The following is a 25,019-nucleotide window of genomic DNA, read 5'->3' on the forward strand; positions in this document are numbered from 1 at the left end:
TGCATGAGATCCTTAGAGAATCGAAATCTGCGCCCCTAGGCGTACAAACTGTGAAACAATCTGGGGATAACAATAAGTTAGAACATTACCCCCCCGAATATTCGTTTCACCTGGGATGGCCATTGCAGCCAACAAAACAGCCGCAGCAGTTGAACCTTCATCCACCACCCACTGCCCCCCTCCAAGTAGGGGGTTCCCCCCCTGAATGATCGCCGTCCTACCCTCCATCCGTACATTTGCTCCCACTGCACCTAAAAAATGATAAACCGAACCCGTCACAGAATTCACATCAGTCAAAATGCTCGTCCCGCATGCACGTACGAGAAAGGGAGCGAACAACGGTAGAACATCAGGGGACAGACCGGGATAAGGGTAAGGTTTTAAATCCACCGCTTGGCACATCGAGGGCGCAGAAACCTTCACCCCCTCATCCACTTCCTGAACATGAACACCTGCCTCCTGCAACTTTGCCAACAGGGCACTTACATGCTTTACGATCACCGGATCCACCCATAGGGAACCCGCTGTAACTGCAGCCGCTAGGAGGTAAATGGAGGCCTCAAAACGATCCGGGATAGGGGTATGACGACAACCATGCAATCCAGAGACACCCTCCACACGGATGGTATCTGTCCCTGCCCCCTTGATGTGTGCACCCATACTAATCAAAAAGGTGGCAATATCCACAACCTCTGGATCACGAGCCGCCCATTCAATGATGGTTTGACCTGGCATACGTACAGAAGCCAGCATCAGCTGAACAGTACCCTCCAGTGTTCCTGCATCCATATGAACGACACGGCGCCCAGGGGGAACAGTATCATCAATAGATCGAGGCAAATCGGAACCTCGTCGCCGCATCACCCCAAGAACCTCCTGGTACCTACGAAGTGCCAACAAACCCGTATCCACAGTGGGTACCTCCGTCCAATCCCAGAAGGGATATTGACGGCCTATCATCACACTCATACGATAATCCGTTCCCCCATCCCAAACCCCTAACCCAAGGGGCCCACGGCCTACGGGGCGAGGATCAATGGACAAACGATCGCCCTCCCACCGAACGATCGCCCCCAACGTACGAAGCCAAGTAACAAGACCCTCTATCTCCTTAGAGGGACGAATACCCTCCAGGGATGAGGGTGTCGCGGCTAACAATGTTGCCGGGATCATCGCTAGCAAACTCAAACGGGCACCGCCCACCTGGGCATTTCCTGCCAACGATGCACCACCACAAACGCCCCATGCGCCTCCCGTAAGCCGCTTCACAACCGATCCCCCCTCGCCCTATGCACCCGGCCATCGATACCTAAATCCCTTATCCAGATTTTTTCACACTACGCCAATCCTGTTCAAAACGTTGTATGCCCTGCTCCGTCAGTGGATGGCGCAATAATTGTGTCAACAAATGATGAGGAACTGTAGCGATATGCGCCCCTGCTAGAGCCACACGTGTAACATGATCAGGTGTCCGTAGGCTGGCTGCTAAAACCAATGTAGGTAGGGCGTGTAACGAAAATACCTGAACAATCCTGCGGACAAGGTCGACGCCATCCTCCCCGTTGTCCTCCAAACGACCTACAAAGGGGCTTACAAAGGAGGCACCTGACCTCGCAGCCAACAACGCCTGGTTGACGGTAAAAACAAGCGTTACATTGACACGAATACCTTCCTGACTCAATCGATGCGTAGCCTCCAACCCCTCTGGGCTGGCCGGGACCTTGATGACAATTCGAGGAGAGGGCTCGGCGAGACGACGTCCATCCTCCACCATCTGTTCTACCTCCCCAACCACCTCGGCATGCACCGTACCAGAGGAAGCAGCCAATAAACCAGCAACCACCTCCTCCTGTGTCCTCTTCGCGGAAACGAGTAGGGTTGGGTTCGTCGTAATACCGGATATCACACCCCACCAGGTCCTTGTCTCTTCAGCTTCATCTACCTTCGCCGTATCAAGGAAAAATTTCATGCAAACCTCCCCCACATCTCAGACCCGCGAAACGTCTAGATCACCCTTACCCGAACTCCTAAACAAACGCATCTTACCCTGTACTACCCCCTGAATCGCTGTACGGGCCAATTTCAGATAGCTTCGAGGATCAACAATATTGGGATCCGAATCCAGGCACTTCCGTACAGCCTGGGTACCCGCCACCTGACTCTCCGTATTGACGTTGATTTTCCCAACCCCCAGTTCAATAGCACGCTGAATCGATGCGTCCGGGACCCCTGATCCCCCGTGCAGAACGATGGGGGCCGCTATGGAGGAAGCAACTTCCTTGAGTATATCGAAACGAATATTGGGTTCCCCCTTATACATACCATGCGCTGTACCTACAGCAATGGCCAGAGCATCCACCCGTGTCAACTCCCAAAAATGAATGGCCTCCGAGGGATCGACCAATACCGCATCGGCCTCATCCACAGAGAGATCGTCCTCCACCCCACCGATTGTACCTAGCTCGCCCTCCACAGAAACCCCTACTGCACGCGCTGCCTCCACTACCTGCTGCGTCAGGCGTACATTTTCCTCAAATGGATGGTGGGAACCATCAAACATGACAGAGGTGAAACCAGCACGGATGCACTGCATGACTACTGAAAAACTACTACCGTGATCCAAATGCAATGCCATCGGCATACCCGACTCCTCAGCTGCCACACGAGCCAGTGCCACGACATTGGCCAAACCCATGTAACGTATAGCTCCCTCGCTTGCCCCCAAGATACAGGGGGACTGCTCCTCCTTAGCAGCCGCTGCAATTGCCTGTGCATATTCTAAATTGTTGAGATTGAACTGCCCTACGGCAAACCCTTGATTCTTCCCTAAACGAAGCCAGGAATGCATTGGTACTAACAACCCATCCGCCCCCTCAACATTTTTAACACCCGATCAGCATATGGGGAAAAGGCAAAATACGCGCCCGTCGCCTGAATATATACGTTTCATTGTACTCCAAACACCCTCGAAATCCAACTTTACAGTAGGGAGTAGGTGCCACTCACAGGTCGGTGATAAGGACTAGTATTTAAATAACGTAGAACACCACAACGAACAGCTTGTACATCAAAAGGCTTAGGAAAATGCATCACCACGCCCAACGAACGAATTTTTTCCATCATTTCGAGCTCACCATAGGCGGTCATCACAATCACCTTCAATGCAGGTATCACCTGACGAACACGGCGTAAAATTTCCAATCCATCCATCCCAGGCATCTTCATATCCAGTAGCATAAGATCGGGCTGCTGCTGTGCTACCAATTCAATCGCCTGCTCACCCCCTGCGGCTTGAAGAACTATGATCCCGTCCTGGGAAAAAATCTCCTTCAACAACAAGCGAATGGCATACTGATCATCCACAACCAGAAGTTTCTTTTCATTGAGTCGCATAACTGAATCCATCCCCTTCTCTAATTCGCTGACCCGCTCTTTCCCTGCCCAACCTAGGCCATAATAGAAATAGAACCTGACAGCATTATGATTTTCTGCGCTTTTTCATCACCACTAGTACAAGCATAGCCGTTCATGTCATTATATTCAGAATATTTAGACAATAATTGATAAACACCCATCAGAGAGAGCCGGTATCCCTTTTAATATTTATAAATTAAAAAATATTCTGAAAATATTACCGCACAATCAAAGGACATAGGGAAAACAAACGAAATAAGCGTTTGAAACACATGATAAACAAAGAACACCCCGCACAACGAAAAGGGTTCGATCAAGATGGGCATCCTACCTAACAAAGCTCATAAAGGAGGCAACCACAGAGGATGGAGGGGCTTTCGAGATCCCGTTCCGGCGATATGCACAACCCCCTTTTCCGTGGGAGACCTGTAATGGAGGTGCATAATCTCACAAAGAAAATCGGAAATAAGACACTCGTTAGTAACATTAGTTTTACCATCCAAGCCGGCCAAATCGTGGGCTTTTTGGGTGAGAACGGAGCAGGGAAAACCACTACAATACGCATGCTTGTAGGCCTTACCACGCCCACCTCGGGAAAGGTAAAAATCGCCGGTTTTGACATTCGAACCCAATTCACGCGTGCCATTCGCCATGTAGGGGGGATCATTGAAAGTCCCGAACTGTATGGCTACATGACAGGCCACCAAAACCTTATGCATTACGCCCGTATGTCAGGCATAGGAAACCGACTACGGCAACACCGCATTCGCGATGTGATTGATCTAGTGGGCTTGAAAAAGAGCATTCACCGTAGGGTAAAAAATTACTCCTTGGGAATGCGACAACGGCTAGGTTTGGCCCAAGCCCTACTCCACCAGCCCTCCCTACTCATTCTCGATGAACCAACCAATGGCCTGGACCCTGCTGGTATCCGAGAGATTCGCCAACATTTACAAAAATTAGCCCATGATATGGGAATGGCTGTCCTCGTTTCTAGCCATTTACTGGCAGAAATGGAAGCCATGTGCGATCGGATCATTCTCATGAAAAGGGGGCGGCTCCTGGGGGAACAATCCCTCCATGAACCCGTGGACACCGACACCCCTGTAGCAGTAACATTCGTCATCGAGCCCATCCTTCTGTCCAAGCCCAGGCTACGTAAAATCCTAAAGCAACGTAACTTTGAGACCTATAAAAATCGTCTCATGCTAACCATACCACGCCGGGAGATCCCCGAAATCAACCGTAATCTTGTGGCCTCTGGATTTTTTGTCTATGAGGTTCAGGTGGCCAGAAAATCCCTCGAAGAACGCTTTTTGGAAGCCAACCAGGAGGAGAAAGAGAAAAACCATCCTTCAGGTAAAAACCAACCATTGAGTAGACGACGACGTTAGGCCAGAGAGGGGGGAGAAGATGCTCAGGGGACTCGTAGTCAATGAAATCATCAAAATCTACATAAGACCCCGCGCATGGATCATGATCGGCATCCTTGCTCTCTGCGGCACTCTCCTCAGCATGATCTCTGCCAACACAATCAAAACACCCCCATCGGACTGGAAGGGGGTCCTACAAACACAAATCAACGAGCAGAAACAACTACTCTCCTCCCCTAGCACCCCTACTGAAGAAAAAGGGAAACTACAGGAAAACATAGCCATCTCCACTTATCGCATCAACCATAACCTTCCCCCTAGTGGATCCATGGTCGATAAAAAACTGGAGATGAATATAAAACATTCGAAGACCCAAAGTTTTTATGAATCCCACACCATCCTCCTGTATGTTGTAGCTATCCTGGCCGGCATTGTTGCCACCGAAAGTATATCAACGGAATTTTCTGACAAAACCATCAAACTACTCCTGATCCGCCCCGCCAACCGTGTCATCATCCTACTCGCCAAATACCTTGCCTCATTAACTTTTGCGGTCGGATGCTTTTTCGTTGCCTTCCTTTACACCCTGATGGCTGCCACCCTGATCCTAGGCCCTAGCGAAGCAGCCGGGGACCAACTTTCGTATCAATCAGGTCATGTGGTAACCATACCGGGATTTTCCTATCTCTTCCTTTCCATGGGTCACTACCTTGTTCTCGTTCTCATGATGACCACACTCGCCTTCTCCCTTGCCACGTTCTTTCGCAGCGGGGGCATGACGATCAGCGTCGTTACTCTAGCCACAATCGGAGGGAAACCCCTGGCCAGTTATATACGGACTACTCCCTGGAAGGGTCTAGCTGACTACCTGCTCTTTACCTACACAGACCCAATGGAATACGAAAAGGGGCCTTCTGACTGGGCCCTTGCCGTTGTTAGTACCTATTACATTATTTTGATTGCTTCAACCTGCCGCTATTTCAAAAGAAGGGACGTGTTATAGTCCCCTACCGAAAGCGATGACGATCCAGGGCATTGACCCTATAGACCTCCCGTATATAAATCCAGGCCGCTATATATAATACCAACGCAACCACCCATAGGAGATTGTGCATATAAGGCCAATTCAGCAAAAATCCAAAGAGAACAAAATAGAGCAGGAGTGTACCACCCTTACCCCACCAGTTGGCCGGTACTGTCTTCATCCCTCGCCAACGGAAAACACCAGCACAAAGAATCATTACCACATCCCGGAACACGACAACCCCAGCCTCCCACAACGTCACTCTCTTCTCGGGAACAAAACAGGAGAGAATAGCTGTCACCATGAGTTTGTCAGCCAAAGGATCCAAAATTTTTCCTAACTCCGTCACTTGCTTGGTTTTCCGTGCCCAATAACCATCGGCAATATCCGTTATCCCAGCTGTAAAAAGCACAATCATGGACCAAAAAATACGGTATGAATGACCAGAAAGGTAAATGAAAATATAGACGGGTATCAGGGATAAACGGAACACAGTTAAGAGATTGGGTATATTCACGGCTCCACCCTCTTACTAAGCAAGAAGACCTAAAATACCAAAATCACACGCCTCAACCAAATATAAAATTGTACGCACGCGCCCAGGCATCTGGATCAAAAACACCCAAAAATCCCCCTTCGCCACCCAAGATCACATAACCTACCATAATGCATACAACCAATAGAACCACCGATGCACCTAGAGTCCAGAAAAGAATTCTCATGAAACGCGGCTGAACCATCGACGATGGGGATTGATGCAACTCGCGCTCACGCACCCCTTCCGATGCCCCCCGCTTCGACCTTGAAGAGGACGCATCCTGAGGGAAGGGATCCTGTTTGAATCTTTCAGAATTTTTTAGTAATCCATCCGTACTGAGATTCAGGTTCACCTCAGTCCGGGAATCAGGCTCCTCTTCCCCACTCCAAGTCAACTTCCCCACCGCAGGAGAGGAAGTTGGTTCCGATGACCCCACCGCCCCTTCCCCCTCGCGCACCAATGATGGGGGATTCTCACTATCCGATGATGGCGAAGGATTCAGTCGTTCCGATCGTTTACCACGGATACGATCCAATGGGGCTTGGGGTTGGGGTACCTCATCAAGTGATCCATTTTCCGTTTTTTTGTCTGTCCTCCCCGTTGTAGACCCACCAGACAGGAAACCATCCGATGCAAGACCACGGTCATCCCCAGGGGAGTCCAATCCCGAACTGGGGGACACCCCCGAAGCATCAGACCCTGTATCCGCCTGCGAGGTCCCCAAAAAATCGTGGGAGACGGAACCCTCCTGTATGGATCCTTCCTCGGGGTTATCCCCCCTAGGGCGGTCATCACCCTCTAAAACTCCCCGATCACTAGCCATAGAGTCCTGTTCATGATTCTTTACACCCGTTTGGGCCACTGTCCCCACCTGTCCTTCCTGATGCCTCGATGGATGTCTTTTCGAGCGTTTTTCATTGTGCTTCCTTTTCTTCTTCCCTGCAACAGGTTGGCCTCTCTTCCTCCTCCCCTTTCTCTCTAAATCCCGGAAAGACACCTTGCCCGAACCCACCAAAGAATCAGACGGTGATTTTTCGGACGACGATGACTGGGGAACCTCTTCGGAACTATTTCCCCCCCCGCTCTCATCTCTATCTACATCGTCCTCCCTTGGACCCTTCATAAGAACTGCACTCACCCCCGACTCAAACAGACTATTCCCAAGAAACCCAGAGAACACAGTCGAAAAAACGATCTACCCCGGTTTTACCCCCTGAAAACACCCTAGGAAAACGAAAAAACTTTTTCACATAGCGAACAGAACGGCCGAAACTCCCCCCCCATTGTAACGATCTATTTTCTTTGATTCAACGGCCATGATCGGCAAAACCACCGATACCCCTTATTATGGAACGGCTCCCCCCCATGGTTTCTGGTCCATCACGGTTTAATACTTCAATATCTCCCCTGTGGCGATACGGGGTGGGATCAATTTTCCATATTTGGTGCTACCGCAAAAAGGAACGATCCGACAAGTACCGCCCAGAACATTTTTTCCAAAATTCGGTTTCCCACCAATCTATAATAAAATTTAATAAATATAGTAGGTTTATTTGATAGTACTTGCTCTTTCATCCAATGCATCCCCAGGAAATGGATCAGTACGATATTCCATAATAAACAGTTTATTTAGATTATTATGTATAAAAACACGGTAATTAAATCTTGTTGGTTAAAAAACATGGTAAAAGATAATGGAAAAGCCATCTGTCCTTATTGTATAATCTTCCTTATTCAAACAAAAAATATAAGGGGACAAGAGGACAGATGGCTTCCCAACATTGTAACACAATACCCAATGACTACGAAACAGAGGGAATAGAACAAAGGGAAACTTACTTGCAGAATCGTCTATTATCCATGGTGGGTACGAATCAACCTTCTGATATAGACTTGGTTTTCATCCTCCTCGGCCTGTTCTTCACCGAATATGCGATCCATATAGAGTTTTTTATTGATGATTCTAATGATTATATTTTAAGAATTATCAGATATTTGGGCAGCATTTCCAATGGATTGAAAAGGATCGCAGAAGATTCATTGAGGGAGGGGAAAAGGGAAGAGGCAAACGCAAGGGAATATTTTTCCAGCACCAATGGGAAATTCATCGGTAATTTCTATGATTCCTTCATCCCCCGAACTTCCTTTTCCAATAAAAATCACAGATGGACTGTCTCTGGGTATTTCATGTGAATAATCGTTTATATAATTCTGCATAATATACATTAAAGTGATCAACAAGAAGATTTATGGAATGGAAGACAAGGGAATGGGTGGTTAGAAAATGTGGACCAGTAGGTGGAGCGGAGGAGTAGGGAAAAGTCTCCTATGGAGGAGTATAGTGGGATTTGTCGTGTTTTTTTTCTCCCTTGTTTCGTATCTTCGCATAGCACCCTTGCCTGCAGCGACGACGAAATCCCCTTCCTTAATTTATGATGCCAATGGTAAAGTTTTTGATCAACTGGGGTCAGGTCCCCTTCGTGAATCGGTGGTACTCAATCGTCTTCCCCATGCTGTAGTATTGGCCACCCTGGTTGCAGAGGATCGTTCCTTTTATCAACACTTTGGTTTCTCGTTGCGTGGGATCCTGCGCGCGTTATGGAACAATTTGCGTCATGGGGGGATAGTGGAGGGGGCCAGTACCATTACACAGCAGTTAGCCCGTAATTTGTATTTGGATCATCAACGCACATGGTGGCGCAAACTACGAGAGGCTATTTATACCCTGCAGTTGGAAATACAACTGGACAAGGAAAAGCTGTTAGAAATGTATCTCAGTACGGTATATTATGGGCAAGGAGCCTACGGGATCAATCGGGCCGCCAATATTTATTTTGGGAAGTCGGTATACGACATTACATTGGCAGAATCAGCCTTTTTAGCTTCCCTACCACGTGGTCCACTTCATTATTCTCCGTACCAACATTGGCAGAGAATTCATTCGAGACAGCAATACATACTGAGTTTGATGGAAAAATATCATATGGTTTCCCCACAGCAGGTAAGGGAGGCCTGTTTAGAAAAATTAAACCTAAAGTTCACTCCGGTTTCCCATGGCTCCCCCGCCAGTTATGTACGAGGACCCATTCTAACACAAGTGACACGATTGTTAGGATTGAATGAAGAGGCAGTTAGTCAGGGTGGCTTGCGGATTTATACAACGATTGATGAGCGTTTGCAGAGGAAAGCAGAGTCAATCGTTGCTAATTATATAGAAAAATATGGGGGTTTACAAGGTGCTTTGGTGGCTGTTGATCCGCGTGTAGGGGCTACACGGGTTTTAGTAGGAGGCCGGGATCCGGTCAAGGCACCCTATCATCGAGTTTTTGCGCGACGCCAACCGGGTTCTACTTTTAAATCATTTCTCTATCTACTTGCCCTGGAAAAGGGTTTTACACCGGTAACGCAGATGGATAGTGTTCCTACTGTTTTTTCCTACGAAGGTGGATCCTATCAACCGGCAAATTATCAACACCGCTACGCAAATCGTCCAATTACTATGCGTGAGGCTATTGCTCATTCGGATAATATCTATGCCGTGAATACCTATTTTCGATTGGGTGGAGAGGAGAGTATAGACTTTGCAAGGCGCCTGGGAATTGTGAGTCCTATACAACCAACCCCCTCCCTAGCACTCGGGAGTTATGGTGTGACCCCATGGGAATTAACCGAAGCTTATACTACGGTAGCTGCGCAGGGCATCCATCGTCCATTACAATTGATTACGAGGGTGGAGGATGCGTTGGGTCGTGTCCTCTATTCCGTCAGACCGCAGCAGGAGCGTGTAGTTTCCGAGCAAAATGCCTATGTATTGACAAAGTTGCTGGGGAGTGTTTTCCATCCCGGGGGAACAGCGTATGCAATTGCTGATCAAGTTCCTGATCATGTGGCAGCAAAGACGGGTTCGACCCCATGGGATGGATGGTTGGCGGGTTTTACCCCGGGAATGGTAGCGACAACCTGGGTGGGATACGATCACAATGAGCCTGTCACGGCAGAACACATCCAGCTGGGGCAACATATATGGGCTGATTTTATGAGGTATGCCACACATCAGGAAGAACCAGTTGCATTTTCCCCCCCTGCCGGTGTGAAACGGGTCTGGATAGATGCGAGAACTGGTAAACAAGCTACTCCTTATTGTCCACACACGTATATGGAGTATTTTGTCGAAGGTACAGAGCCAAAACAAATGTGTTTATTGCATACCCACCCATCAGTAAACAGGGGGGAAAAACCATTATGGGAAACATTGCGTGATTTTTGGAGAGATGTTTTCCAATAGTGTACGATTGGGTTCATAGTGGATTCCTATCTCTAGAATTAGGGGAAATGTAACTCAGTAATGGGGATGGTCCCTCTGAATGGGGGATTCCTCCTATTTTATAATCAATACCTTTGTCAAATTATTTTATATTTGTGTATAATTGTTTACAAACAAATTATTTGTTGTATAATTGTAGTTAATAAATTAATTACTAAAGTACAAGTCAGAAAGGATCATACAGAATATGAAAAACGAACAGAATATGAAAAACGAAGCCCCAACGATACTTTTTCAGAGATATCCCCTTTCCAAAATTGTTATTTTTTCCTACCTGCTTTCCCTATGTGTGATTATTGGAACAGTATTCCCTCCTGCCTCAGCAGCGATCGCAGGGACTGCCCCTGTAGCCAACTCTTCTGGTCAGGGTACCTCTGGGAATAAGATTTCATTCTTCCAGAATCCATTTCAGAAGCGGCCCATAAGTTCAGCAGCGATCGCAGGGACTGCCCCTGTAGCCAACTCTTCTGGTCAGGGTACCTCTGGGAATAAGATTTCATTCTTCCGGAATCCATTTCAGAAGCGGCCCATAAGTTCAGCAGCGATCGCAGGGACTGCCCCTGTAGCCAACTCTTCTGGTCAGGGTACCTCTGGGAATAAGATTTCATTCTTCCGGAATCCATTTCAGAAGCGGCCCATAAGTCAAGAAAAAATTAATAATATTAAAAATTTTACAAATTGTTTAGGTGAAAATTGCCGATTGATGAGGTATGAATTGGGAAATGCACGTGATTTTTCAAAAACAGGATTGGTAATTCATAATGAGGCTATAAAGATAGAAGGAAAAAAGGTTGGAGGCATGAAGGCATTCCTCCATCCCATAAGATTTATGAAGGATAAAATAAGAGAAAGGGATGATAGTTGGAAGAAGATGGGTCCCCATGTCGATCCAGCGACAAAGGAAACGGGGAAAATAAAAGAAAAATATGTACCCATGCTAGATGGGGTTTATAAAGACATTAGTGATCTTAAAGAACATCTGGATGGGAATAAAATAAAAGAAAAAAAAATAAAAAATTCACTGAATAAAATCAACAAAAAAGGTTCGGAATTATTAAATATGGAAAATGAGATACAAGAAGTTCAAAAAAAATATTCTCCCTTAGTTGGACAAGGGCATTCATTGGATAGTAAACAGGATGGTTTCCTACAACGGAAGATTTGGAATCCCCTTCAGAAATGGTCCTACACTGGGGACAGGGTACGGAATACAAGTCCTAGACAGGTAAAAAACCAGTTCCGTGTAGCAAACAATCACCTCGGGGAAGCGAGCAAAGCCGCAAAACAATTCAATGAAGACATTGACAAGTTGAGGGGCCTTCACAATGAACTCTTCGGGAGTGGAAAAAAATCAGCTTCCAAGCATTCCAACCGTTCTACTAATTCCCACATACAGAACAATTCCCCTACTGTGGAATCACCCCCCTCTTCATTCTCTTCCTATCCGGAAGAAAAAAATCCGTTCTCTGAAGTTATATCCGGGGATACCCGTATAGGAACGTCGGAGATATCCTCTTCATCTCCTATAAAAGAAAAGGATACAAAAAATAAAAAAAGAAATAAATGGAAAAATAACGATATTTTTATTCAAGACACGATGGGAGTTTGATACTAATAGTTGACAGTACGTAATCCAATTCTCGTACGTATGAATGACCCTTTTATCTATATATAATATTTTTTACACTATCTATGAAATGATCCTTATGATATTTTTTTGATCATGAATACTAAAAAATTACTTTTAAAAAATGTACACACCAATTCGGATGTTGTCGACTAAGCTATAGAGGAGGACCTGTCTACTGTTTCCCCGGCGGGTATACGGGTGAAATAGACTCGATGGTTCTCCTGAGCCACCTGGGAATCTATTATGCGGACAGGTTCACCGTGTATCATCTATTAGGACCAATATAAGAAGCAGAAAATTGCATGAGGACATAAAACCCGGGCACAGAGTATGAATGAGTGGATGACTTTATAGCCATTCTACTGGGAAACTGTCAAGGTAAACGATCCGCTTGAAGACACAGTACCTGCATTATGCGTAATAGGAACTGTATACGGAGGAGGCGTAATTATTCCGAATTGAATCTAGGAATAAAATCCTTACCCCATTCCATTTCTAAATCCTCTCAGGGATCATGGAACCAGTTATTCCTTGGATTATATAATCTCCTAACAAATCCCATTGGATTCCAATCCTAAGGGTGCTTCATGATTTTTTGTACTCATAAAGTAATATATTTATAAAAATAACAATATTTTTATATTGTAATGTTTTATGTATACAATGTTCTTAGCACTAAATCTATTGCAGGAAAATTCAAACTTATTACGAAATATATTCCTAATAATTATATAATAAAATTAAATAACATCTATATATGAATATGGGCTCCATGGATTGGTACGAAGCAGTCCCATGATCTTTATGGGGGAGCCCAAAAATGGGGGGGCGTTCAGGTATAGAAGGATTTGTAAAAGAACAATCCAAAAAAAAATATGGAAGGTCATTTTCGAAATTCAAGGGTCCACTCCCGAAGAAAGTATTTTGTTTGGCGGATTGATATGGGTTTATAGGGAAACCTACTATTTTATGAGTGAATATTCGGTAGATGATATAATAATAATCATTCCCCCTTGACCCGGGCCTACAATAGCCCGCATACCCTTAATGGGGATAAGACTCAACTGAACAAAAGAATATTCAGGAGGGGGAAGGGATCTTATAGAAGGACACAACAGTTCAGCGCAAGTTACCATATTAATTTTTATCTTTATCACTATTTCTATACATAATATAATTTTTATTAACTATATTTATAAATTAATGAGAAAGATACCCTCTGACAAGAGCTCGTGTAAAATCAACTGAATAAAAAAATAATTATGAAAAGGCAGTGAGTTCTCAATCTAGTCTATCCTTTAAATATAAAATAATTGTAATTCATAACAGAAAACAACACCGTAAACGTTATTGGTGTAAACATCATAACATTATTAATTTTATTCCTATATTTTATACTATAAAAATAATAAGTTATTTTTTATAGTAGCCCTCGCGATTTAATATATTTATTCATAATGTGAATTAGTGGTATTGTCTTACGCCTATTATATTATTACAAAATTAAAGTAAATTAGTAGTTTACTATATTATGATAAAAGAGGAGAAAAAATTGTCCATGGATAATAACCTTAAAACAAACTTCGACCTAGAATTTTTAGATCCCTTACCCCCTGGAGTTGCCGGGCCATCGATTCCGAACCCTGATTTTTCTTTTGGACCAACAGGACCTACGGGAACAACAGGGGCTACAGGTGCTACGGGCGATACGGGTGCTACAGGTGATACGGGTGCTACAGGTGCCACAGGTGCTACAGGCGATACGGGTGCCACAGGTGCTACAGGCGATACGGGTGCTACAGGTGCTACAGGCGATACGGGTGCCACAGGGGCTACAGGCGATACGGGTGCTACGGGCGATACGGGTGCTACGGGCGATACGGGTGCTACAGGTGCTACAGGTGCCACAGGTGCTACAGGTGCTACAGGGGCTACAGGTGCCACAGGGGCCACAGGTGCCACAGGGGCTACAGGCGATACGGGTGCTACGGGTGCCACAGGGGCTACAGGTGCCACAGGTGCCACAGGTGCCACAGGGGCTACAGGGGCTACAGGGGCTACAGGTGCCACAGGTGCTACAGGTGCTACGGGCGATACGGGTGCTACAGGTGCTACGGGCGATACGGGTGCCACAGGGGCTACAGGCGATACGGGTACCACAGGGGCTACAGGCGATACGGGTGCTACAGGTGCCACAGGAGCTACAGGAGCTACAGGGGCTACAGGGGCTACAGGGGCTACGGGCGATACGGGTGCTACGGGCGATACGGGTGCCACAGGGGCTACAGGTGCCACAGGTGCCACAGGTGCTACAGGTGCTACGGGCGATACGGGTGCTACGGGCGATACGGGTGCTACAGGTGCTACAGGTGCCACAGGTGCTACAGGTGCTACAGGGGCTACAGGGGCTACAGGTGCCACAGGGGCTACAGGGGCTACAGGGGCTACGGGCGATACGGGTGCCACAGGCGATACGGGTGCCACAGGCGATACAGGTGCTACAGGTGCTACAGGTGCCACAGGCGATACGGGTGCCACAGGCGATACAGGTGCTACAGGTGCTACAGGTGCCACAGGCGATACAGGTGCTACAGGGGCTACAGGGGCTACAGGTGCCACAGGGGCTACAGGTGCTACGGGCGATACGGGTGCTACAGGTGCTACGGGCGATACGGGTGCTACGGGCGATACGGGTGCCACAGGGGCTACAGGTGCCACAGGTGCCACAGGTGCTACAGGTGCTACGGGCGATACGGGTGCTACAGGGGCTACAGGGGCTACAGGGGCTACAGGGGCTACAGGGGCTACAGGGGCTACAGGTGCTACGGGCGATACGGGTGCTACGGGCGATACGGGTGCTACAGGTGCTACAGGTGCTACAGGTGCTACAGGTGCTACAGGTGCTACAGGGGCTACAGGTGCCACAGGGGCTACAGGGGCTACAGGGGCTACGGGCGATACGGGTGCCACAGGCGATACGGGTGCCACAGGCGATACAGGTGCTACAGGTGCTACAGGTGCCACAGGCGATACGGGTGCTACGGGTGCTACGGGTGCCACAGGGGCTACAGGGGCTACAGGGGCTACGGGCGATACGGGTGCTACAGGCGATACGGGTACCACAGGAGCTACAGGTGCCACAGGCGATACAGGTGCTACAGGTGCCACAGGGGCTACAGGGGCTACAGGTGCCACAGGGGCTACAGGCGATACGGGTGCTACAGGCGATACGGGTGCTACGGGTGCCACAGGGGCTACAGGTGCCACAGGTGCCACAGGCGATACAGGTGCTACAGGCGATACGGGTGCTACGGGTGCCACAGGGGCTACAGGTGCCACAGGTGCCACAGGCGATACAGGTGCTACAGGTGCTACAGGTGCTACAGGTGCTACGGGTGCCACAGGGGCTACAGGTGCCACAGGTGCCACAGGCGATACAGGTGCTACAGGTGCTACAGGTGCTACAGGTGCTACAGGTGCTACAGGTGCTACGGGCGATACGGGTGCTACAGGCGATACGGGTGCTACGGGTGCCACAGGGGCTACAGGTGCTACGGGCGATACGGGTGCCACGGGTGCTACAGGTGCTACAGGCGATACGGGTGCCACAGGTGCCACAGGTGCCACAGGCGATACGGGTGCTACAGGTGCCACAGGTGCTACAGGTGCTACGGGTGCTACAGGCGATACGGGCGATACGGGTGCCACAGGGGCTACAGGTGCTACGGGCGATACGGGTGCCACGGGTGCTACAGGTGATACGGGTGCTACAGGTGCCACGGGTGCTACAGGTGCCACGGGTGCTACAGGTGCCACAGGTGCCACAGGTGCTACAGGTGCTACGGGTGCTACAGGCGATACGGGCGATACGGGTGCCACAGGTGCTACAGGCGATACGGGTGCTACAGGCGATACGGGTGCTACAGGTGCTACAGGTGCCACAGGTGCTACAGGGGCTACAGGCGATACGGGTGCTACAGGCGATACGGGTGCTACAGGTGCTACAGGTGCCACAGGTGCTACAGGGGCTACAGGTGCCACAGGGGCTACAGGCGATACGGGTGCTACAGGCGATACGGGTGCTACGGGCGATACGGGTGCCACGGGTGCTACAGGTGATACGGGTGCTACAGGTGCCACGGGTGCTACGGGTGCTACGGGTGCCACAGGTGCCACAGGCGATACAGGTGCTACAGGGGCTACAGGGGCTACAGGTGCCACAGGTGCCACAGGGGCTACAGGCGATACGGGTGCTACAGGGGCTACAGGTGCCACAGGAGCTACAGGTGCTACAGGGGCTACAGGTGCCACAGGGGCTACAGGCGATACGGGTGCTACAGGCGATACGGGTGCTACAGGCAATACGGGTGCCACAGGTGCCACAGGTGCCACAGGCGATACAGGTGCTACAGGTGCCACAGGTGCCACAGGTGCCACAGGTGCTACAGGGGCTACAGGGGCTACAGGTGCCACAGGAGCTACAGGTGCTACGGGTATAACTGGGCCGACAGTCACTGCCAACAATATTCATGCCCTACAAAGCGGGGATATAAGTGTCCCAGTTGGCGGGAGCATTACTTTTGACCTTGTTCCTACCTCCAATGGTTCTTCTATTACTATTACCACACCTTCTCCCAACTTCACACTGGCATCCTCAGGTGCCTATCAAGCGATTCTGTCCACATTTTTGTCCAGCTCTGTTACCTTGGAAGTGCAACTCAATGGAGGAGCCATCACTAGGAATCAGGTTGTTGGTCTCCTAGTAGCGCCGGTTATTTTCGATGCCGTTGCGGGAGATACTTTGAATGTTGTGAATACTGGATCTAGTGCAGTAACTATATCCGGTAGTACAATGGACATAGTTCAGTTATCATAGTACCATTAAAATAATTTATTTTTATAATAGAAAAATAAGAAAAACACACACCCATAGGTGTGTGTTTTTCTAAGGTTATACTTTAAAAAGTTAAATTAAGTTATTGCATCGATAAGCAAACGAACGCAAGATACTGCCACCCTTCGGAATGATAAGGGCTTTCACAGAAAAATAGGAATAACCGTGATGGCAACTATGGGCTGATGGGAACCACAGAACAGACGAGAGACCTATCCTTGGAACGAGGCCATAAGGGACATAGAGAAACGAACCACTCACCATCCTGGAGACATCCGGTACACAGAAGGAAGGACCCTGATTTAGGCCCTCCTCATAGGGAAGAACCACGAGAAACTGTCGTACGAACCCGGATAAGGCCAGGAAAGGACTAATAAGTGGGTATACCAAGGCTTCCGTAAACAGAGCTCGGATCAACTCACAGTAATGATGAAACCCTTGTAATGAGGATGGAGCAGGAGGACCGGCTGGACCAGCCAACGTACAATCTGAAATAAGGAGATGATCGTAAGTTGGACCAAGCAACATTGGATCAAAACCCGGACAGATACAATACGCGAAAGGTATGGGGAACGTGACACCAGACTGGGGTACCACTGAATGGGAAAAAATCCCATGGGAACCGCATAATGAGAAAGTAGTACGTGTGTGTGGTTCTGTGAGAGGGTTGACTGAAATGCCAGACCCCCTCCAACGCAAGAGGATTAGCCAAAATACTGGGCCCCTATGTCGAGGGAAAAACCAAATTCCCAGAACGGATATTCTGGGCGGGAATTATCAGATCGTTCCTTTCCGCATAACACCACAAATTATTTTATTTACCTAAAACTTTATTATTAGTGTAGTGGATACTAGGGAGTAGAAAAATGAGATGATTGGAATGGTGACACTGCCATCACCATTATTTATAGAATTCCCTATAAGTACACAACAATATTTTCACCGCATGCCTTCAAAATGCCCTAATGAAAAAATTATCCCTTAGGGCAGCAAGAGACCAGTGATCCACGAACGGACGCAGGACTGTTTTCCCAGAGATCCCGCTTATCATTTCTTAGGAAGAGCATCAACTGTTCCCCCTCTAACGGAGTCAGGGGATCGAGAGATATTTTCCCTTTGAGGGAATCACCCATACTATTCACGTGATCGGGGAGATTTTTATAACCTTTCTTCAACCCAGCATTGATCAGCATCGTACAGGCTGTCACGCCCGCATAACCTCTCCCCGAGGGATAGTCATCTACGGTAACCCAAACAACCCCATAACGCTGATAATTCTCCCCAACACTCTCACGATCCCTGGAGAAACGAATACCCCGTTCGACACGGCTTTTAGCATGTATGAGACCCATATCTACCTCGGCACTCGTTTCCGTCAGAAGAATCGCCGACATATGGGATAGATTCAGGGTTCCCAAACCAGCAGGCCCGGGAGGGGGATGCCCTTTCTCATCACGTTTACCCCCTAGAATGGAAAAATGGACACGCCGCTTTTCACTCACCTAACTCACCCCCCTAATGGTTAAAATATTGCCCGCCACCCTTCATTGTACCTCACTCTCGTAGGACGCCCAAGCAAAAGCCGCATTCGCCAAACCCCTTGGGAAAGTAGCTTGCGTCACGGCTGGCAAAGGTTCCATATGCCGTTTCGTAAGAGGGAGGTGGATTGTAAACGTGGTCCCTACACCCATCCGACTCGTCACGTGAATCTGCCCACCATGATCCTGTACAATACGCTGACACACTGCCAAGCCCATTCCCGTCCCCTCGCGCTTTGTTGTGAAGAAGGGATCAAAAATCCTCGTCAGATTCACTTGATCAATCCCATTTCCATCATCACCAATTTGAATCACTGCCTGGTCGTGTTGCTTACTCCAACGAATCTCCACCTTCCCCTTTCGTTGGAAAGCCTCCAATGCATTTTGAATGAGATTGATCAATACCTGCTTGATACGCTCCGCATCAGCAACAAGTTCAACCAAATAACCCGGCGAAAGAGCCTCTAGTTCGTGACCCATCAAAAACGCCTTGGGACGCAATAGACTCAATACATCATGCATAAGCTGATCCAACAGAAAACGATGGAAACGTACAGGTTTGGTTTCACTCAGCTTGAGAAACTGCCGAAGCAAATCATTGATACGATCCATCTCACCTAACATAATGGACTCCCATTTTTTTAGTGAAACCGATTCCGCAGCAGCAATCTGTAAAAAACCACGGATGGAGGTCAATGGATTACGAATCTCATGTGCCAAACCAGCAGCCAACTGACCCACAGACGAGAGTTTTTCCAACTGCCGTTGCCGCTCTACCTCACGCCTCCACTGGTAGCGCCGTTGTGTATCCAAACGCTTCCGTGCCAGCTGTACCAAGTCAAGTGACGCCCTCCCCTCCCTAGGATAGGAAGCTGCACCGATACAGGCAGGCAAACGAAGAAAATCACCTTGATATCCGTGATGGCGGTGGCAATAATGGAGACGATGAATCAGCGTCTCACGACAGAGTTTCAACTGCTGCCCAGTCCCCAGAAACCCTATCACAATGCGATCATCACCATCGGGGGCCACCAGGGCTTGTTTGGGTAAACATTGTTGCCACGGCGTAGGACCACCACCATGGCCACTCTTCCCCCCCTCCGGAGCCAAACACAAATCCCAACGACGAACCAACAAACGCCATGAATATTGATCAAGGCAAAGGATGTGATAAGGCGAGGATGACTCCTGTTGCAAAATTGCATCTACTGCGACTAGGAAAGAACGACTGTTGTGGCCATCCTCCATCCACGTCCACTGGTGGGATTGCATTGGAACCTGACGCCGGATCATAACCCCCCGATGGAGAAATTGTACGCGTTCCGCCATCCGATGTAGATGATCAACAAGGGACTTCATAGATGATATCAATTTGAATTGAAAAGTCTGAATTTTTTGTAACAAGAAGAGTAAACAGCCCATGAGGCCACCAACCAGGATGGTCTCCACCACATGCCATGATGCACTGATTTCCCACTCCCGTATCCAGGTTGGAAAAATATACAAACATGTCATCCCCATTACCAACCACCCTGGATAACGCCAGGGGGGAGTCCGCATCAATAGATAGGCTACGACCACCCAATGGATGAATAACATGGGCAAACGTTGAGGAATGCAATGAAGGAATAACAAAATGATACCTATGACAATCGTATAACCCAACCTCGAGAACCGCACCACAGCTACTTCCTGCGACATAAGTAAACAAAACAAACCGCTCAGGAAACCCGAAATCAATATCCACTCCACAACGTCTGAATCCACAGTTGAAAGCCATCCCCTATCCCCAAAAAGAACTGCCATTCTATTCATTATCCACCCAGGGATAAGTAGCAACCTCCCCATAGTCCATAAAACCCCCCTCTCCCCTTCCCTCCCCGTAAGAACGTATGATCTCTGAAAACATCACACCGAGAATTATAACCAAAATAGGAAATTAAGATCAATCCATGAGATACCCACCGGTAGGGGGAGCTGTTTTACCCGACCCTATCCCGTGCCCATCCCTTCGTCAAGGGATAGAGATGCATCTGAGCTGGTCCCTTGAGCTGGCCCTATGGTTCCTTTGCTCCACTCCCATTACAAAGCCCACAGCCAGTACAATCCAGTCCGCCCCCGTTGTGCAAAACCAGCCTCCCCCCTATATCCCTTGGATGGTGTACAGCCCAATGGTGATGAGTCACTAGGCATGTCTATATGACAGGTTCCCCAGTTGCACAGAAAAACCTATGTTGAGTCCATTTTCTGTCCTATAACACCGTATGCATGTCGTCACAGAACCGTAGATAGGTCCTCCCATAACCTCCCTCGGGATAGGGAAATCCGTATCCACCATCCGGTTTCGATATGAACTGCTCCCCTCGGTGCGTCGCCGGCCAGTTTGCTCACGCCAGTCCCCCCAATACTTACCCCTCATCTGACAAAGGATCACGCCCCCCCTTCTCCCCAGTCACTTACAACCTATAACTCCTACCATTAGCCACGCTAGGGCAGTTTGGGACCCACTCACCTATAGATCGATCCCGAAGAACCTACCTCCATATTTTCTGAACCCAGCCTAGCATACGATTCCCACTGGATGAAGTCCCTGTAGGAATGCCCCCTTGCCCCTTGGGAAGGGAAATGCCCCAACCCTTCCGTAAGAAAAGAACAGGGGAAGCCCTCGTTCCCCGTGCCCCCCTCTGTGAGAATTTCCTCTAAACCCCTGGCACCCCTTCCATGGACCAAAGGACAGGTAAAAATCCCCGAGTCGGATGTGTTTCCAGGGGTATAACAAACCCCCCTGGGGTATGCTAGGGGGACTATACGACCTCCCGCACCATCTGTTTTTCCGAGGGCAAACCCTGCTATAAATGCCCCTTCTTGAAAGGGGTGCGTTGATACCCCGATTCCCTAGCAACCATGATAATATAATTCGTCCCTGACCCCTACGTACCTTCCCCCCCAGTGAGTTTCAGAATCGTCCACACACCTTTTACCAATCACCAAATCACCCAGAAAAAACGGGTATCATATGATAATAGAAATAGGACAAACCAGCCCTTACTGTACTGAGATGATCATAATAACGCAGGAAATAGGGATATGTTTTACATAGGTCCCAAAAACTGGAATGAATAGGATGATTTGTTGACAATAATTATTTTTTATTAACATATAATGCGAAAATATGAATAGGTTCCCGAGGATTTAGAAACCCTGTGCTAGAAACTTTTGATCCAACACCCATAGAGAGAAACCCCATACACTCAGCTCCATGGAAACCAGGGAAAGAACAAAAGATTGGAAAAAAATGGTGAACATATGCCTGCGATCTTCAGAAACAGGAGAACTATAGGGGGAAATCAAAAGGACCCAAACAACCCACCGCTGAGGTGGATTGATCGGATCCTCCCGTTATGCGCTCTACATATTATTACCTGCCTGTACATGACCCATCAATGAGTACCAACCAACAATAAAAGTCCATCCCCCCCGGAATCCCTAGGGAGGAAACAAGGAGGAAAAACCATAAATCACCGTAACGACCCAACAAACCCATTCATTCCTTCTGGGTTCCATAGTAAGAGAATAGCGAAGAGAAAAAATTTTCTGATCTATACCTCAATCCCTATCTCCCCCACAAACCCAAACGGAATCCATACACCTTGCCCAGGAATCCCACCACAGGGGGAGGAAACATGGGAACACAGGGAAAGGGGAGTCACCTTGACCTTTTCCACCTAATGAACAGGGAATATCATTTCGTTCACTTCCTGGAAACCCTATGAAAACATACAAAGAAAGAGAACCTCCCCTCCAACCGCGGGAACATTATAAAAGAATGGGACGAACACGGGAATTGCCTGCAATCCCCTGATTCCCAGGGACATCACACCCCGGATCTGTAGCGGTGCCTATAGGGGCTGTTTCAATCGGCTGACTGGGCGGCTTGTCCCAGGTCTGATACGGGGAATCTTCACCCCGAATGGTATCGGAGTTGGGCACCGAATTGGGAACCATATGTTGCTGTGGTGTGGATGCTTCCTCAGCAGCATAACCAGGGGGGGTACCATAAGCCATACTCTGCCCCGTACGTGGATCCACACTGTAAACGGGTGATGGCAAACTAGGCGCTGACAAACTTCGCTGTGGTTGCACCTGCGGTTGTGGATAGGAGGAATTGAGCTTATTGTCACTCAGGAGAGTATGTACCACTGTTTCCCGCAGAATGGTCTTAATTTCCTCACTGCGATAACCACTCTCCAATTCCTTCACCCATTTATAGACAAGACCATCTTCCGGAGTAAAGGTAACATTCCGCTGGGTGGGTACATACTCAGAGCGCATATCCATCTGGGCTTTTAAACACTGGGGCTCACAAATGGTATGGAGAGGGAAAAACTTCTTACGAAGTAAATAGGACTGCATACAATACTTCACCAACATCGGAAACTGCCCTTTGGGGAGAATCTCATACCAATAACGTACAATACGGTCCTTTTTACCTAAATATACACCCACTGTGATCGAGGACATAGTCCAACACCTCCGAACTGCTTATAAAAAATTTTCCACCTATTGGATTTATATAGATGGTAACAGTTTTAAAACATCTACGTCAACAGAAAAGTTTGTCGAATTTTGGGATGATTTGCGTACTGCTATAAAGAGAGACCATTCCGACAATCCATCATCCCTTTGTCGTTGACCTATATCTATCGATAAACCCTGTTTTCATCCCCACTCTGACCATATCGGATAGGGATAAATTTCCGTAAATATACTATCCACACCAAGCACTTCATACACCCCAGATACGATGCCCCCTTTTTCATATCATCTCTAAAAATTTTATAAAAAAAATATGAAACAATTACTTGCAATTAATGATCATATTATATAAAAATTTATTATCATAAAATAATACACTATGTCTATGCGACACAAACCAAACACGTTCCAACGATTCAAGGGATCTCACTAATTTGCAGGGGTATGCAAAATACGACGGTGATTCCTCATAATCAGTCGATACGTCTGCCGTGTAGATAGCAAACGAAAAATATTGAATCGGGGTCTCGTATTCACCTCAAGAATCCACATTCTACCTATATCATTCATCACGACATCCAGGCCTAGTTCACGCAAACCACGGTACGTCCTAGTCAGAGTATTGGCAACCTCCACTCCTAATCGGGACAAGGATCCCTGTAACCAGTGAACACCCTCCGCCCCTCCCCCCACCACACTATCCAAGGGGAGGGGGCGACCACCCCTACGGAGGTTGGTAACCACCTCACCCTTAGCAGCTATCCGTGCACACATTCCTGTAACCTCCCATGAATCCTTGATTCGCTGTAAGAGGACACGAAAATCAAGGGGACGACCCGTATGGAAAATCGGACAAATATTTTGTTGAATGATGTGGGCACGATTCCTGGCCTCCCCAGTCAACCACTGATATCCCTCCGATATCGGAATTTGTCGATTCCCCCCGTTCTGATGAAACCATAGCGACGTTTCTGAGGGATCCAAGCGAATTTGAACGATTCCAGCCCCGCCATCACCCCGATCCGGCTTGAAAAAAGCCGCCCCGTGACGGTACAACAGGTACTCCAATGCCTGGAGGGTAAAGGGCCTCATCTCGGGGATGTGGTAATGTAGAGAGGGACTGTTTAGCAGTGCCTGATGTTTTTTCCATTTGCTTGCTATCTGCTGATAACGGCGTCTCATCAACTTCATCCCCCTTCTTTTCATTGCTTGTTACCCCAAGGTATGCTGAAAGGAAGGGAAGGCTACTACAAAATAGAGAGGCGTTTACCCTATACAGACAATATCCCATTATGACAAATCCACTACAATGGAACGGAAATCATAATCCATCCAATCCCCTTATGTCCCAGATAACATGGGACCCATGGCGCCCCCTTATTACATCCTCCTATCTGGGGGGAATCGAAAACCCTACAAGGAACTCCCGTGGAATACAGAGAACCGAGGGGGTTTCCCCTATACAACCATCCCCCATAAGCGGGAAAACACAACCCAAAACGGGAAGGTTAGGGGAAAAACGGCGCTTACCACTCTCGCCCCTATCCCACAACCCAAGGGAGGGAGAATTTTTTTCCGCACTATAACGTTCCAACCGATGATAGCAAAAGAAATGCCACCCCGGTGGTAACCCTCCAGGGCACGAATCCTAATCGATAGGGGGAAATCATCCACCCATCAGCGATGAGTTTCTTGGTTCCCTACCGCCTAACCAACAACGATTGACAACTATCCCCACTACCCATGGA

Annotated in this window: 19 protein-coding genes; 7 read left to right on the forward strand and 12 right to left on the reverse strand. The window is 48.1% G+C overall.

Features of this window, described 5'->3' with window-relative positions; all coding sequences use genetic code 11:
- Window positions 1–12 precede the first annotated feature (12 nt).
- From PPRES148_RS01515 to PPRES148_RS01530, 4 genes are all read right to left on the reverse strand, one after another.
- Window positions 13–1,269 carry a hypothetical protein gene (locus tag PPRES148_RS01515; RefSeq protein ID WP_149452912.1) on the reverse strand — a complete coding sequence of 419 codons (1,257 nt, stop codon included), beginning with the start codon at window positions 1,267–1,269 and terminating at the stop codon, window positions 13–15.
- Between the two features lie 49 nt (window positions 1,270–1,318).
- Window positions 1,319–1,969, reverse strand: coding sequence for a transaldolase family protein (locus tag PPRES148_RS01520; protein WP_149452913.1), 651 nt, complete (start codon window positions 1,967–1,969; stop codon window positions 1,319–1,321).
- An 18-nt stretch (window positions 1,970–1,987) separates the two neighbouring features.
- A complete protein-coding gene (fba, locus tag PPRES148_RS01525) occupies window positions 1,988–2,848 on the reverse strand; it encodes a class II fructose-1,6-bisphosphate aldolase (protein WP_149454181.1) in 861 nt (286 codons plus the stop codon).
- Between the two features lie 131 nt (window positions 2,849–2,979).
- Window positions 2,980–3,405 carry a response regulator gene (locus tag PPRES148_RS01530; protein ID WP_246142874.1) on the reverse strand — a complete coding sequence of 142 codons (426 nt, stop codon included), beginning with the start codon at window positions 3,403–3,405 and terminating at the stop codon, window positions 2,980–2,982.
- 374 nt (window positions 3,406–3,779) lie between these two features.
- Here PPRES148_RS01530 and PPRES148_RS01535 point away from each other — a divergent pair, with 374 nt between their 5' ends.
- Together PPRES148_RS01535 and PPRES148_RS01540 are read left to right on the forward strand one after the other, a co-directional pair.
- The gene (locus tag PPRES148_RS01535; RefSeq protein ID WP_246142875.1) at window positions 3,780–4,808 is read left to right on the forward strand and encodes an ABC transporter ATP-binding protein; all 1,029 of its coding nucleotides are present in this window, start codon (window positions 3,780–3,782) and stop codon (window positions 4,806–4,808) included.
- Window positions 4,809–4,827: 19 nt separating this feature from the next.
- Window positions 4,828–5,790: an ABC transporter permease gene (locus PPRES148_RS01540; RefSeq protein ID WP_149452914.1), complete on the forward strand. Its 963-nt coding sequence runs from the start codon at window positions 4,828–4,830 to the stop codon at window positions 5,788–5,790.
- Between the two features lie 4 nt (window positions 5,791–5,794).
- Here the strand turns inward: PPRES148_RS01540 and pgsA are convergent, their stop codons facing one another.
- Window positions 5,795–6,328 carry a CDP-diacylglycerol--glycerol-3-phosphate 3-phosphatidyltransferase gene (gene pgsA / locus PPRES148_RS01545; RefSeq protein ID WP_149452915.1) on the reverse strand — a complete coding sequence of 178 codons (534 nt, stop codon included), beginning with the start codon at window positions 6,326–6,328 and terminating at the stop codon, window positions 5,795–5,797.
- 52 nt (window positions 6,329–6,380) lie between these two features.
- Complete coding sequence (locus PPRES148_RS01550; protein WP_149452916.1) at window positions 6,381–7,472, reverse strand: DNA-directed RNA polymerase subunit beta; 1,092 nt, start codon at window positions 7,470–7,472, stop codon at window positions 6,381–6,383.
- A gap of 644 nt (window positions 7,473–8,116) precedes the next feature.
- Between PPRES148_RS01550 and PPRES148_RS01555 the strand changes: the two genes are divergently transcribed.
- The 4 genes from PPRES148_RS01555 (at window position 8,117) to PPRES148_RS12730 (ending at window position 17,179) form a co-directional block, all read left to right on the forward strand.
- Window positions 8,117–8,542, forward strand: coding sequence for a hypothetical protein (locus tag PPRES148_RS01555; RefSeq protein ID WP_149452917.1), 426 nt, complete (start codon window positions 8,117–8,119; stop codon window positions 8,540–8,542).
- 148 nt (window positions 8,543–8,690) lie between these two features.
- Window positions 8,691–10,634, forward strand: a complete 1,944-nt coding sequence (locus PPRES148_RS01560) for a transglycosylase domain-containing protein (protein WP_187820350.1) — start codon at window positions 8,691–8,693, stop codon at window positions 10,632–10,634.
- A gap of 226 nt (window positions 10,635–10,860) precedes the next feature.
- On the forward strand, window positions 10,861–12,282 hold the full coding sequence (locus PPRES148_RS01575) for a hypothetical protein (RefSeq protein ID WP_223127908.1): 1,422 nt from the start codon (window positions 10,861–10,863) through the stop codon (window positions 12,280–12,282).
- Between the two features lie 1,579 nt (window positions 12,283–13,861).
- Window positions 13,862–17,179 (forward strand): collagen-like protein, encoded by a 3,318-nt coding sequence (locus PPRES148_RS12730; RefSeq protein WP_149452920.1) that lies wholly within the window; start codon window positions 13,862–13,864, stop codon window positions 17,177–17,179.
- 90 nt (window positions 17,180–17,269) lie between these two features.
- Here PPRES148_RS12730 and PPRES148_RS01585 read toward each other — a convergent pair whose 3' ends face one another.
- The 3 genes from PPRES148_RS01585 to PPRES148_RS01595 form a co-directional block, all read right to left on the reverse strand.
- The gene (locus tag PPRES148_RS01585) at window positions 17,270–17,725 is read right to left on the reverse strand and encodes a hypothetical protein (RefSeq protein WP_149452921.1); all 456 of its coding nucleotides are present in this window, start codon (window positions 17,723–17,725) and stop codon (window positions 17,270–17,272) included.
- Between the two features lie 446 nt (window positions 17,726–18,171).
- On the reverse strand, window positions 18,172–18,699 hold the full coding sequence (locus PPRES148_RS01590; RefSeq protein WP_149452922.1) for a YwhD family protein: 528 nt from the start codon (window positions 18,697–18,699) through the stop codon (window positions 18,172–18,174).
- 42 nt (window positions 18,700–18,741) lie between these two features.
- The gene (locus PPRES148_RS01595; RefSeq protein ID WP_223127909.1) at window positions 18,742–20,541 is read right to left on the reverse strand and encodes an ATP-binding protein; all 1,800 of its coding nucleotides are present in this window, start codon (window positions 20,539–20,541) and stop codon (window positions 18,742–18,744) included.
- A gap of 146 nt (window positions 20,542–20,687) precedes the next feature.
- Here PPRES148_RS01595 and PPRES148_RS01600 point away from each other — a divergent pair, with 146 nt between their 5' ends.
- On the forward strand, window positions 20,688–20,924 hold the full coding sequence (locus PPRES148_RS01600; RefSeq protein ID WP_149452924.1) for a hypothetical protein: 237 nt from the start codon (window positions 20,688–20,690) through the stop codon (window positions 20,922–20,924).
- Here the strand turns inward: PPRES148_RS01600 and PPRES148_RS01605 are convergent.
- From PPRES148_RS01605 to PPRES148_RS01615, 3 genes are all read right to left on the reverse strand, one after another.
- Window positions 20,921–21,169 (reverse strand): hypothetical protein, encoded by a 249-nt coding sequence (locus PPRES148_RS01605; protein ID WP_149452925.1) that lies wholly within the window; start codon window positions 21,167–21,169, stop codon window positions 20,921–20,923. The genes PPRES148_RS01600 and PPRES148_RS01605 overlap by 4 nt on opposite strands.
- Before the next feature lie 1,382 nt (window positions 21,170–22,551).
- Window positions 22,552–23,256, reverse strand: coding sequence for a hypothetical protein (locus PPRES148_RS01610; protein WP_149452926.1), 705 nt, complete (start codon window positions 23,254–23,256; stop codon window positions 22,552–22,554).
- Window positions 23,257–23,700: 444 nt separating this feature from the next.
- The gene (locus tag PPRES148_RS01615; protein WP_187820355.1) at window positions 23,701–24,462 is read right to left on the reverse strand and encodes a YheC/YheD family protein; all 762 of its coding nucleotides are present in this window, start codon (window positions 24,460–24,462) and stop codon (window positions 23,701–23,703) included.
- Window positions 24,463–25,019: the final 557 nt, after the last annotated feature.

It is taken from the genome of Pasteuria penetrans (genome assembly GCF_900538055.1).
GTDB lineage: Bacteria > Bacillota > Bacilli > Thermoactinomycetales > Thermoactinomycetaceae > Pasteuria > Pasteuria penetrans.

What these genes read in the sequence shown, in the direction of transcription:
- PPRES148_RS01520 (WP_149452913.1), bottom strand. Translation starts at nt 1,969, where the DNA reads ATGAAATTTTTCCTTGATACGGCGAAGGTAGATGAAGCTGAAGAGACA.
- fba (WP_149454181.1), bottom strand. Translation starts at nt 2,848, where the DNA reads ATGCATTCCTGGCTTCGTTTAGGGAAGAATCAAGGGTTTGCCGTAGGG.
- PPRES148_RS01530 (WP_246142874.1), bottom strand. Translation starts at nt 3,405, where the DNA reads ATGGATTCAGTTATGCGACTCAATGAAAAGAAACTTCTGGTTGTGGAT.
- PPRES148_RS01535 (WP_246142875.1), top strand. Translation starts at nt 3,780, where the DNA reads ATGGAGGGGCTTTCGAGATCCCGTTCCGGCGATATGCACAACCCCCTT.
- PPRES148_RS01540 (WP_149452914.1), top strand. Translation starts at nt 4,828, where the DNA reads ATGCTCAGGGGACTCGTAGTCAATGAAATCATCAAAATCTACATAAGA.
- PPRES148_RS01550 (WP_149452916.1), bottom strand. Translation starts at nt 7,472, where the DNA reads ATGAAGGGTCCAAGGGAGGACGATGTAGATAGAGATGAGAGCGGGGGG.
- PPRES148_RS01555 (WP_149452917.1), top strand. Translation starts at nt 8,117, where the DNA reads ATGGCTTCCCAACATTGTAACACAATACCCAATGACTACGAAACAGAG.
- PPRES148_RS01575 (WP_223127908.1), top strand. Translation starts at nt 10,861, where the DNA reads ATGAAAAACGAACAGAATATGAAAAACGAAGCCCCAACGATACTTTTT.
- PPRES148_RS12730 (WP_149452920.1), top strand. Translation starts at nt 13,862, where the DNA reads ATGGATAATAACCTTAAAACAAACTTCGACCTAGAATTTTTAGATCCC.
- PPRES148_RS01585 (WP_149452921.1), bottom strand. Translation starts at nt 17,725, where the DNA reads ATGTTGCTTGGTCCAACTTACGATCATCTCCTTATTTCAGATTGTACG.
- PPRES148_RS01595 (WP_223127909.1), bottom strand. Translation starts at nt 20,541, where the DNA reads ATGGCAGTTCTTTTTGGGGATAGGGGATGGCTTTCAACTGTGGATTCA.
- PPRES148_RS01600 (WP_149452924.1), top strand. Translation starts at nt 20,688, where the DNA reads ATGAGATACCCACCGGTAGGGGGAGCTGTTTTACCCGACCCTATCCCG.
- PPRES148_RS01610 (WP_149452926.1), bottom strand. Translation starts at nt 23,256, where the DNA reads ATGTCCTCGATCACAGTGGGTGTATATTTAGGTAAAAAGGACCGTATT.
- PPRES148_RS01615 (WP_187820355.1), bottom strand. Translation starts at nt 24,462, where the DNA reads ATGAAGTTGATGAGACGCCGTTATCAGCAGATAGCAAGCAAATGGAAA.